This window comes from Aquimonas voraii (assembly GCF_900101825.1).
GTDB lineage: Bacteria > Pseudomonadota > Gammaproteobacteria > Xanthomonadales > Xanthomonadaceae > Aquimonas > Aquimonas voraii.
Genome location: NZ_FNAG01000005.1, coordinates 1 through 13,456 on the forward strand (window position 1 = coordinate 1; position 13,456 = coordinate 13,456).

Genomic DNA, 13,456 nt, shown 5'->3' on the forward strand with positions numbered 1-13,456 from the left:
GCGCGAAGGGCGCGGACGAGGGGTGGCCTTTCTCTTGCCTACTTCTCTTTGGCCACGCAAAGAGAAGTAGGTCGGGCAGCCCGCAGGGCTGACCGAAAGCTCTTGCTCTTCGCCTCCAAACACGAAGCGACGAAACAAAACCGAGGCGAGAGTGAAGCTCATGGTGGGCCAGGGCCCACCCTATGACGGCCGCAGGGCACAGCCGCCCGAACAGCTCCCGGCACCTAGGCCCGCGTCAGGCGTGGGCCATGCCCTTCAACACCGCCTTGAGCGCGGCATCCTCCGCTGCCAGCGGCTGCGCCTGCGCTGGCCGCGCCAGCAGGGCCGCGAGCGCCGGCGGCACGGGCACGGCGTGGCCGACCAGGGGCTCGACCACGCTCTCGAACTTGGCCGGATGCGCGGTGGCGACGGCGATGAAGCGGCCCTCGTCACCCGCCGCGCGCCGGTCCTCGATCACCGCGAAGGCGGCGGCCGTGTGCGGGCACAGCGTGTGGCCGTAGCGGGCTTCGGCCTCGCGCATCACCGCCGACAGCCGGTCGTCACCGATCGATTGGGCGCCGACCGCGGTGCGCAGCGTTTCAATCTCCGGCAGCCAGTGGCGCAGGCGTTCGAGGTTGCTGGGGGCGCCGACATCCATCGCGTTCGCCAGCGTCGACACGCTCGGGCCGGGCCGGTAGTCGCCGCTGTCGATGAAGTCGGGCAGCACGCGATTGGCATTGGTCGCCAGCAGCACCTCGCCGATCGGCAGGCCCAGCCGCCGCGCCCACAGGCAGGCCAGTGCATTGCCCAGGTTGCCGGTGGGAATGACGTAGCGCGCGGGCTCGCCGTACTTGGCCTGATGCGCCAGCGCCGAATGCGCGTAGTAGCTCATCTGCGGCAGCAGGCGGCCAAGGCTGATGCTGTTGGCGGACGACAGCGGGATCGCCGCGCGCAGCGTGGGATCGGAGAAGGCCGCCTTCACCATGCGCTGGCAGTCGTCGAAGCTGCCCTGCACCCGGTAGGTGTGGATGTTGTCGCCGAAGCAGCTCAGCTGGTGCGCCTGGCGCGGGCTGACGCGGCCGTCCGGATACAGCACCACCACGCGAAAGCCCGGCCGACCATGGAAGGCCGCGGCGACGGCACCACCGGTGTCGCCCGAAGTGGCGACCAGGATGGTCAGCGGCTGCGCGTTGGACTCACGCGGCAGGCGCGCGAAGCAGGCCGCCAGAAAGCGCGCGCCCACGTCCTTGAAGGCCGCGGTGGGGCCATGGAACAGCTCCAGCACCTCGGTGCGCGGATCCTTCGTCGGCAGCACCGGCACCGGGAAGTCCAGCGCTTCCGCGCAGATCGCCGGCAGCCCGGCTTCGAGGGCGTCACCTGCGAAGAAAGGCGCAATGAGCGTGCTCGCGGTCTCGGCAAGGCCGCGCCCGGCCTGCGGCAGGGTCGGCAGCGAGGGGAATGCTTCGGGAACGAACAGACCGCCGTCTTCGGCCAGGCCCAGCGCGAGCGCGTTCGAGAGCGTCTGCGGCGCACCGCCGCCACGGGTCGAGATGAAGCGCATGCTCAGTCCTCCAGCAGGCGCGCGCCCGGCGCGTCCAGCGGTGAGATGTAAATCTGGCTGTCGAGGTCATGGGCGGCAAAGGCCGCGCGCATGGCCGCACCGGCGCGTTCGGCGGCTTCACGGCCCAGGCACCAGGCGAACACACTGGGACCCGCACCCGAGATGCTGGCACCGAGCGCACCTGCGTCGAGCGCAGCACGCTTGACCTCGTCGAAGCCGGGAATCAGCGCAGCCCGACGCGGTTCGACCAGTTCGTCGCGCAGGCCCGCGCGGATCAGGTCGAGATCATTGCGGTACAGACCTGCGATGAAGCGCGCGAGGTGGCCGTTCTGGGTCACGAACTCGTGCAGCGCGTAGGGCGTGGCGAGCGCGGCGCGGGCGCGGCGGGTTTCCAGCACGCAGTCCGGATGCACCAGCACCGAGTAGACGCCGGCCGGCGTCGGCAGCTTCAGCGGCGGCGCATCGCCGACCGTGAGCACAAGGCCGCCGAGCAGCATCGGCGCCACGTTGTCGCCGTGGCGGCCGCCGCTGGCGACGGCTTCGCCGTCGAGCGCGCAGGCGTAGAGCGCGTCGACATCGAGCGATGATCCCAGCAACGCATTGGCCGCGATCACGGCTGCCACGGCGGACGCCGCCGAACCGCCCATGCCCGAGCCATAGGCGATGCCCTTGTCGATCTCGACTTCAAAGCCGAAGCCGGGCTGCGCGCGCTCGATCAGCGAGAGCAGGGCGCGGCCGGCGGTGTTGTTCTCGGGCTCCGTGGGCAATTCGACGTCCGAGCCGCGGATCGCACGAATGCGCACGCCGGGCTCGGCGCTGCGGCTCACCGTGACGGTGTCGCCGGCGCCTTCGATCACCAGGCCCAGCAGGTCGAAGCCGACGCCCACGTTGCCGATGCTGGCGGGCGCAAAGGCCCGCGCCCTGTCTCGACTCACAGGCGCGTCCCCAGGCCTTGCGCCACCCGCAGCAGGTCGGCGAAAACGCCGGCAGCGGTGACTTCAGGGCCCGCACCCGGCCCCTGCACGATCAGCGGGTTGCCGCTGTAGCGGGCGGTGCTGAACTGGATGATGTTGTCGGTGGGTTTCAGATGCGCGAAGGCGTGGTCGCGCGGCAGTTCGACCAGGCCCACGGTGGCGCGTTCGGCATCCACGTGGGCCACGAAGCGCAGCACGCAGCCGCGCGCCTGCGCGGCCTGGAAGCGCTGCAGCATCGGCGCATCGAGTTCCCCCGCGCGGGCCAGGAATGCCTCGCGGTCGATCTCGCTGAGCTCGGGCGGTACCAGCCCGACCAGATCGACATCGGCCAGCTCGATCTCGTGGCCCCATTCACGCGAGAGGATCACCAGCTTGCGGGCGACGTCGAGCCCGGACAGGTCGTCGCGCGGATCGGGCTCGGTATAGCCGAGCTGGCGTGCTTCCAGCAGCAGCTCGGAGAAGGGCCGGCTGCCGTCGTAGGCGTTGAACAGGTAGGACAGGGTGCCCGACAGGATGCCGTCGATTGCATGCACTTCGTCGCCGGTGTCGAGCAGATCACGCAGGGTCGAGATCACCGGCAGGCCGGCGCCGACTGTGGCCTCGTAGCGCCAGTGGCCGTGGCGGGCCGCTTCCCTGACTCGGCGATACAGCTCCAGCGGCGCCGCGCCGGCCTGCTTGTTCGGCGTGATGATGTGGATGCCCGCCGCCAGCCAGCGCGGATAGTGGGCGGCGACCGTGGCACTGGCGCTGCAGTCGATGATCAGCGCATGCGGCAGGTGCGGCGCGCGCACGTGCTGGGTGAAGTGCTCGAAGTCGAAGTGCTCGCTGCTGGCGGCGTACTGCGCACGCCAGTCGGCAAGATCCAGTCCGCTGTCCGAATGCAGCCAGCGCTGGCTGCCGGCGATCGCGCGCACGCGCAGGTCGAGATTGTTCTGCTCGCGCAGCTTGGGCGCGACGGCGGCCAGCTGGTCGAGCAGGGTGGCGCCGACATTGCCGGGGCCGATCACGCCGATGCTGACGGTCTGCGGAGACAGGTAGAAGCCGGCATGCACCGCTCGCAGGGCACGCGCGGCGTCGGCATCGCGCACCGCCACCGAGATGTTGCGCTCGGTGCCGCCCTGGGCGATCGCGCGCACGTTGACTTCGGCGCGCGCCAGCTCGGAAAACAGGCGCGCGGCGATGCCGGTGTGGCCGCTCATGCCGTCGCCCACCGCCGCCAGCACCGCGATGCCGCGCTCGACGTCGACCGCCTGCAGCAGGCCGGCGTCCAGCTCGCGCGCGAAGGCGCGGCGCAGCACTTCGGCGGCGCGCGCCGCATCGGCCTCGCGCACGACGCAGCAGATCGAATGCTCGGAGCTGGCCTGGGCGATCATCACCACCGACACGCCGGCATCGCGCAGGGCGCCGAACACGCGTTCGGCGGTGCCAGGCACGCCGATCATGCCGGTGCCTTCCACTTCGACCAGCGCCATCTCGCGGGCGATGGTCAGGCCCTTGACCGGGCCGGCGCCGTCCTCGTGCTCGGGGCCGATGCGCGTGCCCGGGCAGTCGGGCTTGAAGGTGTTGCGCACCCATACCGGAATGCCGGCTTCGAGCACCGGGCCCATCGTGCGCGGATGCACGACCTTGGCGCCGAAATAGGCCAGCTCGAAGGCTTCGTCATAGCTCATGCGCGGCAGCAGGATGGCTTCGGGTACCAGCCGCGGATCGGCACTCAGCACGCCGTCGACATCGGTCCAGATGTGCAGCTCGGCCGCCGCGAACAGGCGCGCGAAAATCGCGCCCGAGTAGTCGCTGCCGTTGCGACCCAGGGTGGTGATGCGGCCTTCGCTGTCTCGGGCGACGAAGCCGGTCACGACCACGCGCGGCGCGCTGTGGGTGGCGCGCCAGGCGGCCAGGCGGCGGCCGGATTCCACCCAGTCGACCACCGCGCCCAGGGCCGACGGGCTGATCACGAGCACGGCGCGTGCATCCAGCCAATCGACGCGTTCACCCTCGACGCGCAGGCGCGCGGCCAGCAGCTGTGCCGACCAGACCTCACCCAGGCCCTGTACGTATTCGAGGAGGTCGGTGGCCGGGTGACCCAGCAAGGCGACAGCGCGGAGCAGGGCACGCAGGTCCTGCCAGTCGCGCTCGAGCGGCGCCAGCGCGGCTTCGGCGGCATCGCCCAACAAGCCACGCGCGGCCTCGCGATGGCGCGCAGCCAGCGCATCCAGTTCGGCCTGGGCCTGGTCGGGATCGCGGCTGGCCGCATGCACCAGGCCGATCAGGGCATCGGTGACACCGCCCATGGCCGAGACCACGGTGATCTGTGTCGGTTCGGTTCGACCTCGCAGCAGGCCGGCCACATGGGCAATGCGCTCTGCGGTCTTGAGGCTGGAGCCTCCGAACTTGTGCGCCACACAGGTCTGCTGCTGGTCTGCCGCCACGACGATCCGCCTCGTGAAATCCAAGTGTAGGGCGAGCATAGCAGCGGCTTCGAGGCCTGCTGCAACGCGTCAGGGGCTTGTGCCCAGGTGGACTGGGTTGGACCGCGGCGAGCAGGCGAAGCGGGGCTGGTGGGCGCGCAGGTCCCGACGGAATTTCGTTGGGCGGCATACACAGGTGTAGGCTTGGCGGACCCAGGGCCGGGAGGGAGCCCGGCGCTGGGACATTTCAACGGGGAGAAAACACCATGAGTCACCTGCACCTGCCTCGCGGCCGCTGGGCTGCGCGTGCGCTGTTGGGCGCAAGCCTGCTGCTGACGGGCCCCTGGGCCACGGCCACCGTGGATGCCAGCGCGCCCTATGCGTCCTTCCTGGCCGAGGCCGATCAAGCTCCGGCCAAGAGCTTCGGAAAGCTCGACCTCGACGCCCTCGCCACCGAGGACGCCATCCGCGATGACACACCCGGCACGCCGAAGCGCTTCGCCATCGCCCACAAGGTCGACTGGAACACGGCCAACACCGGCGCCTGGACCCGCACGCCCGAGGGCGACTGGCTGTGGCAGCTGCGTGTCGCTGCCGAGGACGCCGCCCACCTGAACTTCGGCTTCAAGCGCTTCGCCCTGCCGCCCGGCGCCGAACTCAACATCGTCTCCGCCTCGGGTCAGAACAAGATCGGGCCCTACACCGTCGAGGACATGCTGCCGCACGGCCAGCTGTGGACGCCGGTGGTGCTGGGCGAAGAAGCACTGCTGCACCTGCGCGTACCCGCTTCCGGGCTGGGCGAGGTGGTACTGGAGTTCGATTCGGTCAATCACGGCTACCGCGCCTTCGGTGCGAAGTCGAAAGCCTGCAAGTCCGGCGCCTGCAACACCGACGTCGCCTGTCTGTCGGAGAACGACCCCTGGAACCTGCCGCGCCGCGCGGTCGGCGCCTGGACCCGGGCCGGCACCGACACCTGCACGGGCTCCCTGGTCAACAACACGGCCAATGACCGCCGCATGCTGTTCGCCACCGCGACCCACTGCGGAGTCGCGAACGATGCGGCTGCAGCCACGGTGCTGGTGTACTGGAACTATGAGTCGCCCACCTGTCGTGTGCCGGCAGCAAGCGGCAGCAGCCCGGTCCTGCCCAAGCCCTCGACCACCACGCCCGGCCTGCGCTTCCTCGCACAGACCGCCAACCCTTTCAGCGGCACGGCGCCCGCGGGCGACCGCTCGGACTTCACCCTGCTGGAGCTGGCGACCCCGGACCCCAACAACAGCTTCAACCTGTTCTGGGCAGGCTGGGACCGTCGGCCGCCGGCCGCGGGTGTGATGTCCTGCGCCGCACCCAGCGACCCTGCCAGCACGGCAGGCCTGTGTGCGTCGATCCACCACCCCGGCGTCGATGAGAAGCGCATCACCTTCGTCGAAAGCGACCTCGTGATCGACAACATCTCGGGCGCCACCGGCGTGCACTGGCGCGCCAACTGGGATCCGACCCCGCCGCGGCTGCCCAACATCAGCCCGATGCCGGCCACCCTGCCGCCCTCGGTCACCGAGCCGGGTTCGTCGGGTTCGCCCCTGTACAACGCCCAGCAGCGGCTGGTCGGCGTGCTCTCCGGCGGCCCCTCGGCCTGTGGCGCTACGGGCACCAGTCTGCGTGACCAGTACGGTGGCCTGTTCCACGCCTGGGATGGCCTCGGCACCCCGACCAGCCGCATGAAGGACCACCTGGACCCGCTGGGGCTGAACCCCGAGTCGATCGACGGCATCGGCAACTGCGAAGCGCCGGAGGCACCGACCGGGCTGACCGCCACGGCCAGCGCCCCCAACCAGATCAGCCTGAGCTGGAACGCGGTGTCGGGTATCAACGTCTATCGCGTGTTCCGCAGCGTCGGCACCTGCCCCGGCAGCGGCTACGTTCAGATCGCCGAGGTGACGGGTGTCACCACGTACGTCGATACGACCGTGTCGGGCGGCACCGATTACGTCTATCGCGTCGCTTCCTACGACACCGCCGCGGAATGTCCCTCGGTGCAGGGCAGCTGCAGTGCAGCCACGGCAACCGGCACCTGCGCACTTCCGCCGACTTTCTCCGGCCTCGCCAGCGCGAGCAGCGCGGGCACCGCGACCTGCGGTATCGCCCTGCAGTGGCCCGCAGCCACCGGCAACTGCGGCAGCGGCTCGCAGCTGCGCTACAACGTGTACCGCGGCAGCAGCCCGGACTTCACCCCCGCTCCGGCCAACCTGCTTGAGTCCTGCATCAGTGCGACGGCGCTGGCAGACATCGAAGTCGAATCAGGCGTCACCCAGCACTACATCGTGCGTGCGGAGGACCTTGGCGCCACTCCCGCGGCTGGCCAGTGCAACGGTGTCGAGGAAACCAACCTGATCCGTCGCAGCGCTGCCGCCTTCGGCCCGGATACCGTGGTGTTCTCGGACGACGTCGAGTCAGGCCCGGATGCGTGGGCGGTGGCCGGAACCGGCGCCGGTGCCGATTTCGCGATCGTCAGCACGGCGGCGAACTCGCCCACCCGAAGCTGGTACGTACCGGATCCGACTGCGGTTTCGGACCGTCAGTTGACCCTTGCAAACCCGGTGAGCCTCGCGACGGGTAGCAATGCAACGCTCGAGTTCGCGCACCGCTATCAGACCGAAGCCAACTGGGACGGTGGTGTGCTGGAGTACTCGCTGGATGGCGGTACCACTTGGACGGACATTCTGGGTGCGCAGGGCAGCGTACCTGCGAATGCCAGCCGCTTCCTCGCTGGCGGCTATGTCGGTCCGCTGAGCGTGGGGGGAGGCACGAACCCGCTGAACGGCCGTGCCGCCTGGCACGGCAGCGTTTCCGGATTCGTGGTCAGCCGGGTCAGCCTTGCCGACTTCGGCGGCCAATCGGTGCTTTTCCGCTTCCGCGCCGGCAGCGACAGCTCGCTGGGCGGCAACGGCTGGTGGATCGACGATGTGCGCATCGCCCAGGGCACGACCTGCGAACCGGCCAACCTGCCCGCGATCTTCGCCGACGGTTTCGAAACGGTGAACTAAACGCGATCCAGGCTGCGCAGCGCGCCCGGCCCTGTGCCGGGCGCGCTGCGTTCTGGGCCACCTGAGGCAACACTGATCGAGTCCCTCCTGGCCTTGATCGGTGGTCGCGGCTTCCTTGGCGCGCGGCAACGCTGAATTCTCCAGCATCGCCCTAACGACTCAAGCCGCAGCGCGCCTGAGCTCGGAAAACAGCGAGAGACTCCACGGCCGCTGCGCCAGCACCAGGCTGAGGCCGACGCGCTGGGCGGCCGGCAGGCCGGCATCCTGGGCCATCAGCCGATCGAATTCGGCGGCGAAGTCTTCCAGCCGCTGCATCAGCTGCAGTGCCGACGCCCGCGAGACCATGCCGCTCAGCAGCAGCAGGCGCTCGTGCTCGGCTTCGAAGCCACGACCAAAGTAGTCGGGCAGGAGCTGCTGCTGGAAGAAGCGCTGCATCGGGCCTTCGCGCCGCCAGCGGAAGTTGCGCGCGGTGCGCGTGCGGGCGCGATTGCCGGGCTGCAGCTCGATGATGCCCAGACGATCCAGACGCGCCAGCAGCAGGGTCCACTGCGGCTCGCTGAAGCGGTAGCGCGCCAGCACTTCCCCCTGACTCCAGCGATTGAGTACGAGATACAGGGCCAGCAGCAGAGCCGGATCCTCGACCAGGGCCTGCTCCTGGGCGACGCTGAGTTCGGCCAGCGCGGGCGCGCCGCGCTGCGCCTCCTCGGCAAGCTCGGAGAGGCCGATCTGCAGCACGCCGCAGATCTGCTCCAGACGCTCCAACGTGAGCGTGCGCTTGGACAGCATGCGCTTTACGGTCGGCTCGCTGATGCCGAGCCGCGCGGCCAAGGCCGCATAGGTCAGGCCCTGGGCCTTCAGCAGGCGCTTCAGGGCATCGACAAGTTCGCTGCGCAGGGCCATGGCATGTCCATCATTGGGTATCGGATTACGATACCTGAGGCGCAAGCAATCGCATCCCAGTCGATTGAAGTTGCACTCGGTCTGGTGCCCAGTCGAGCCTGCGGCCTCCCGTCACAGGAGTCGACCATGTCGCCCGCTCGCATCCCTGCTTGCCGCCGCCTCCATGCACTTGCCAGCACCGCGCTGCTTGCCGCGGTCCTGCCGCTTTCCGCCTCCGCCCAAAGCGCGGCCAGCCGCGCCTCGGTGCGCGTCTCGGAGAGTGTCTTCGTGCTGCCCCGCGCCAGCGTGCATCTGCTGAGCGCCGGCGGCGAGTTCAGCGTCGCCGCCCTGCGGCCGGTTGGCGACAGCGTCGAAGTCGTGCTGCTCGGCGCGGCCGATGGCGCCCGGCTCAGCTTCACCGTCGGCCGCACTGCGCTGGAAGCCAGCGGCGTGGCGGTAGGCGTGAGCCTCTACGCCAGCGCCGTGGTCGGTGGCCATCTGCTGTGGTCGGGCTCGGAAGCCGTCGCCTTCGTCGCTGACGAAAGCCTCGCGCCGCACGTCCACCGCACGGAGCTGCGGCGATGAGCGCCCTGCGTTGGATCCGCCTGTGGCTGTGCCTGTGCTTCGCGCTTCCGGCTCAGGCAGGTCGGCACTGCGATGCGGCCGAGTTGTCGCCGCAGCAGTGGGCCGCCGCCGCAGAGAGCGCGCTGACCGTGGCCGCGGCGCTGGATGCCAGCAAGGCCGAAGTCGCTCTGCTGGCACGTGCTGGCACCGATCTGTCGAAGCACGGCCTGCACTACAGCCACGTCGGCTTCGTGCTGCGCGAGCACCCGCAGGGGCGCTGGACGGTGGTACACCTTCTGAACCACTGCGCCCGCGGCGATTCGGCCCTCTTCGCCGAGGGCCTCGTCAACTTCTTCGCCGACGACCTGCACCGCCAGGACGCCCGCATCGTCTGGTTGGAGCCACGGTTCGAGCAGCGGCTGGCGCGCCTGCTGCAGTCCCCGCACATCCACGCCCTGCACGAACCGCGCTACAACCTGATCGCACGGCCCGACAGCCGCCGCACGCAGAATTCCACCGCCTGGGTGCTGGAGCTGTTGGCCGCCGCCGAATACGGCGCCGCCCTCGACCGCCGCAGCGCGCAGGCGCATGCGCTCGCCAGCGGCTTCGTGCCCGATGAAGTGCGCATCGCCTACAGCAAGCGCATCGCCGGCGGCCTGCTGGCGGACAACCTGGTATTCACCGACCACCCGGTCGCGACCCGACTGTCGGGCCGCTATCCCGTGGTCACGGTGCGGGCGATCCTGCGCTTTCTGGAGTCGCGTGAACTCATCAAGGCTCAGCGCGAGTGGCGCGGGGGCATCGAGAGTGAGCGGATGGGGCCGGCCTAGGGCAAGGCTGAAGAATTCAGCATTGCCGCGCGCCATGGAAGGCGCGCCCGCGGATCGAGCGCGCGATGCTTGAGCCAGCGTGACCGAGCGAAGCGAAGGCGTCGCCGGTCAGCGGCCGAACGAGTCCGGACCTGTGCCGGACTCGCGACCACGGATCAAGGCCAGCAGGGACTGGATCCGTGTTGCCCTACAGAATCGGCGCCAGCCCCGCGCCGAAGGCGGTGAGGATGCGGGTGTTCATGGCCTTGAAGGGGATCTCGACCTGGGGGAAGTCACCGACCGGCGTGTGGCAGTCGGCGAAGCGCGGGTCGAAGGGTGACATCGGCGTGCAGCCGGGGCCGCCGGTGTACTCCCAGCTGGTCGCGTAGCGCCAGGGCCAGACATCGAGGATGGGCAGGAACTCGAAAGCCTTGCCGAGGCTGTAGTTCAGGCCGCGAACAAGGCGCGGGGGCCGCGGGCGCGGGGCGATGACCCAGGCGTTGGCCGGGCTCATGTCTTCGAGCAGGATGTCGCGCAGCTCGTTGGCGAAATCGCGGTCGTGGATGACCACCAGCGATTCGGTATTGAGGCGGTCCGAGCGCGGGTCGAAGTTGTGGCTGCCGATCACCGCCAGTTCGCCGTCGATCACCATCGACTTCGAGTGCAGGCCGATGCGCATGCCCAAGGTCTGCAGCGGCAGCGGCCCACGCAGCGCACGCCGGCGCGGGGTGTCGGCGCTGGCGCCGGCCGCCGAACCGAAGGCGCGGCTCGATTCGCTGCGCAGAAAGCGTGCCGGCAGGCTGATGGCATCGTTTTCGGGGTCGAGCTTGAGGGCGATCGGCGCGTTCTCCGGCCGCGGCTTGTACTCGTGGATCTCGAAGCGGAACTCGCGCAGGTAGGTGCGCTTGTACTTGTGGCTCAGGGCGTAGACGGGAAAGGCATCGGTCGAGGCCAGGCTGTTGGTGCTGATGCGCACGCGCGGCGGCGCCTCGCGCTGCTGCAGGCGGCGGAACGCGGCCTGCGCCTCGCGCGACAGCACCAGATACGGCGTCTGCAGCACGATCTCGTGGCGCGCGCGCTGCACAGCCCGGCGCAGGCTGTCGCTGCTGTCGCGACGGCCGGGCTCGATCCGGCCGAGCTGCTTCTCCGGGCCATCGGAGTAGAAGTCGACGCGACCCACGCGGTGCAAGGGCGTGATCAGCACGGCGCGCAGGCGCTCGGGGTCGGCCAGCTCGCGGCGCAGGGCTTCGATGCGCGCGCGCTGGCGCAGCGGCAGTTCGGCCAGCACGGCGCGGCCGCGCGGCGCCGCATCGAGTCGCCGGCGCACATCGCGCAGGCCGGCGGCCGGCAGGCTGCGCTCGGCGCGCCAGAACTGCTCGAAGCTGCGCTGCATGGCCGCCGCCACGGGACCACCCACCACGACATCGCGGTCGCGGTAGTTGAAGCCCGGATCCAGATCGAAGTAGCGCTCCTGGTAGTTGCGCCCGCCGGTGACGCCGACCAGGCCATCGACCAGCAGCAGCTTGTTGTGCATGCGCTGGTTGAACTGGGTGAAGCAGCAGAGGATGCCGCCGACGAACTCGAACTTGCTGGTCGCGCCCTTGCCGAAAGTGGGGTTGTACAGGCGCAGCTCGAAGTTGGCATGCGCCTGCGCGAGCGCGGCGAGCAGCTCGACGTTCTCGATCGAGAACAGCTGGTCGAGCAGCACGCGCACCCGCACGCCGCGGCGCGCCGCCCGCAGCAGCTCGTCCAGCACGAGGAAGCCGGCGTCGTCCTGGGCGTAGATGAAGCTCTGCACTTCGATGCTGTGGCGCGCCGCGCGGATCAGATGCAGGCGGGCGAGCAGGGCGTCGTGGCCGCTCTCCAGATTCAGCACCACATGGCGGGGCGATTCGGGCGTGGAGTCACGCACCGCTTCGGCGGCGGCCACCCGCAGCAGCGACCACTCGGCGCAGCGATCGGCGCGGACGCAGTCGAGGCTGCGGTCCTGGTGCGCCGCCGCGCGCTCGACATCCACCCGCACGCGCTCGCGCGAAGGCGTGCAGGCCGCCAGCAGCAGACAGAGCAAGGCGCAGGACAGCAGAGGCAGGCGGTGCGGAGGCATGGTGCGTGTGACGATCTCTGGAGCTGCGCGGCAGGCTATGCCGCCGGTTCACGCAGGCGGATGTCGAAGCTGAGTTTGACCTTGTCGCTGACGAAGACGCGGCGCGCGGTCATGCCGAACTGGCTGCGGTCGACCTCGCCGCGCGCCTGCACCGGACACTCGACGCCCGGCCGCGCGCACTCGGTGGGCAGGAGTTCGAAGCGCACCGGACGGCTGATGCCGCGCAGGCTCAGCACGCCTTCGATCGCGCCACCCTCCTGCAGCAGGGTCTTGGACAGACCAGCGGCGCGGAACTCGATCCATGGGTGGCGGGCGGCGTCGAAGAAGTCGGCCGAGCGCGCCCAGTCCTCATGGCTCTCGCGCCCCATCAGCACGCTGCCGGAGGCGACCCGCACTTCCAGCAGCCAGGCCTGGCCGGCTTCGGGCCGAACCACGCCCTCGATGTGGGCGAACCGGCCATCGATGCGCTTGACCCAAGCCGCGCGCACCGAAAAGCCGGCAAAGGAGTGCGCGGTGTCGATGCGCAGGCCGGGCTCGTCTGCCGCCATCGGCACGGACGCCGAACTCAGGGCACATGCGAGAAGGCCGGCGGCCAGCGCTCCCAAGCGTGAGGGTCTGGCCGTGGCCGCCGGCATGGCTCGCAGTGATGGGCTCAGGGTGCCCAAAACGCAGACAGGCGGGCGGCGCCGGGCTCGATCTCGGCTCCCGGCTCGAAGTCGAGCACCGCGATGCCGGCCGGCGGCATGCCGCGATGGTCGCCGCTCTGGCCGGTCGACAGCAGGGCCGCCAGTGACTCGAAGCCGGGGTTGTGGCCGACCAGCATCAGCACCTCGACCTCGGCATGGCTCACCACCACCTCGAACAGGTCGCCGGGGCTGGCTTCGTAGATGCGCGCATCGCTGCGCTGGTCGATGTAGCCGGTCTGGGCCAGCACGCGCTCGGCGGTGGCGCGGGTGCGCTCGGCCGGCGACACCACCAGACGCTGCGGCAGCGGGCCGTGCTCACGCAGCCAGCGTCCAGCCGCGTCGGCTTCGGCCTCGCCCGTGTCCGACAGCGGGCGCTCGCGGTCGAGCTGGCCCGGCTGCTGCGGCTGGGCGTGGGCATGGCGCAGCAGGATCAGGCGGCGCAGGCGGC

General features: G+C 70.1%; 10 protein-coding genes. 3 read left to right on the forward strand and 7 right to left on the reverse strand.

Annotated elements, in window-relative coordinates; all coding sequences use genetic code 11:
- Positions 1–235: 235 nt before the first annotated feature.
- From thrC to thrA, 3 genes are read right to left on the reverse strand one after another with little or no spacing between them, the layout of a single operon-like run.
- A complete protein-coding gene (thrC, locus tag BLP83_RS09935) occupies positions 236–1,540 on the reverse strand; it encodes a threonine synthase (RefSeq protein WP_091242073.1) in 1,305 nt (434 codons plus the stop codon).
- 2 nt (positions 1,541–1,542) lie between these two features.
- Positions 1,543–2,475, reverse strand: coding sequence for a homoserine kinase (locus BLP83_RS09940; RefSeq protein WP_091242076.1), 933 nt, complete (start codon positions 2,473–2,475; stop codon positions 1,543–1,545).
- Positions 2,472–4,982 (reverse strand): bifunctional aspartate kinase/homoserine dehydrogenase I, encoded by a 2,511-nt coding sequence (gene thrA, locus BLP83_RS09945; protein ID WP_091242078.1) that lies wholly within the window; start codon positions 4,980–4,982, stop codon positions 2,472–2,474. Before thrA ends, BLP83_RS09940 begins: the two co-directional genes overlap by 4 nt.
- 206 nt (positions 4,983–5,188) lie before the next feature.
- On the opposite strand from thrA, the gene BLP83_RS09950 reads away from it, so the two are divergent.
- The gene (locus BLP83_RS09950) at positions 5,189–7,966 is read left to right on the forward strand and encodes a fibronectin type III domain-containing protein (protein WP_091242081.1); all 2,778 of its coding nucleotides are present in this window, start codon (positions 5,189–5,191) and stop codon (positions 7,964–7,966) included.
- A gap of 159 nt (positions 7,967–8,125) precedes the next feature.
- On the opposite strand, the gene BLP83_RS09955 is transcribed toward BLP83_RS09950, so the two are convergent.
- The gene (locus BLP83_RS09955) at positions 8,126–8,866 is read right to left on the reverse strand and encodes a helix-turn-helix domain-containing protein (RefSeq protein ID WP_091242083.1); all 741 of its coding nucleotides are present in this window, start codon (positions 8,864–8,866) and stop codon (positions 8,126–8,128) included.
- 126 nt (positions 8,867–8,992) lie between these two features.
- Here BLP83_RS09955 and BLP83_RS09960 point away from each other — a divergent pair, with 126 nt between their 5' ends.
- Positions 8,993–9,430: a hypothetical protein gene (locus tag BLP83_RS09960; RefSeq protein ID WP_091242086.1), complete on the forward strand. Its 438-nt coding sequence runs from the start codon at positions 8,993–8,995 to the stop codon at positions 9,428–9,430.
- Entirely contained in the window at positions 9,427–10,239 is an 813-nt protein-coding gene (locus BLP83_RS09965) for a DUF2145 domain-containing protein (protein WP_091242089.1), read from the forward strand. Before BLP83_RS09960 ends, BLP83_RS09965 begins: the two co-directional genes overlap by 4 nt.
- 187 nt (positions 10,240–10,426) lie before the next feature.
- Here BLP83_RS09965 and BLP83_RS09970 read toward each other — a convergent pair whose 3' ends face one another.
- The 3 genes from BLP83_RS09970 to BLP83_RS09980 form a co-directional block, all read right to left on the reverse strand.
- Positions 10,427–12,322: a phospholipase D-like domain-containing protein gene (locus BLP83_RS09970; RefSeq protein ID WP_091242092.1), complete on the reverse strand. Its 1,896-nt coding sequence runs from the start codon at positions 12,320–12,322 to the stop codon at positions 10,427–10,429.
- 35 nt (positions 12,323–12,357) lie between these two features.
- Positions 12,358–12,870, reverse strand: a complete 513-nt coding sequence (locus BLP83_RS09975; RefSeq protein WP_176764112.1) for a YceI family protein — start codon at positions 12,868–12,870, stop codon at positions 12,358–12,360.
- Positions 12,871–12,974: 104 nt separating this feature from the next.
- Complete coding sequence (locus tag BLP83_RS09980; protein ID WP_091242517.1) at positions 12,975–13,451, reverse strand: SixA phosphatase family protein; 477 nt, start codon at positions 13,449–13,451, stop codon at positions 12,975–12,977.
- Positions 13,452–13,456: the final 5 nt, after the last annotated feature.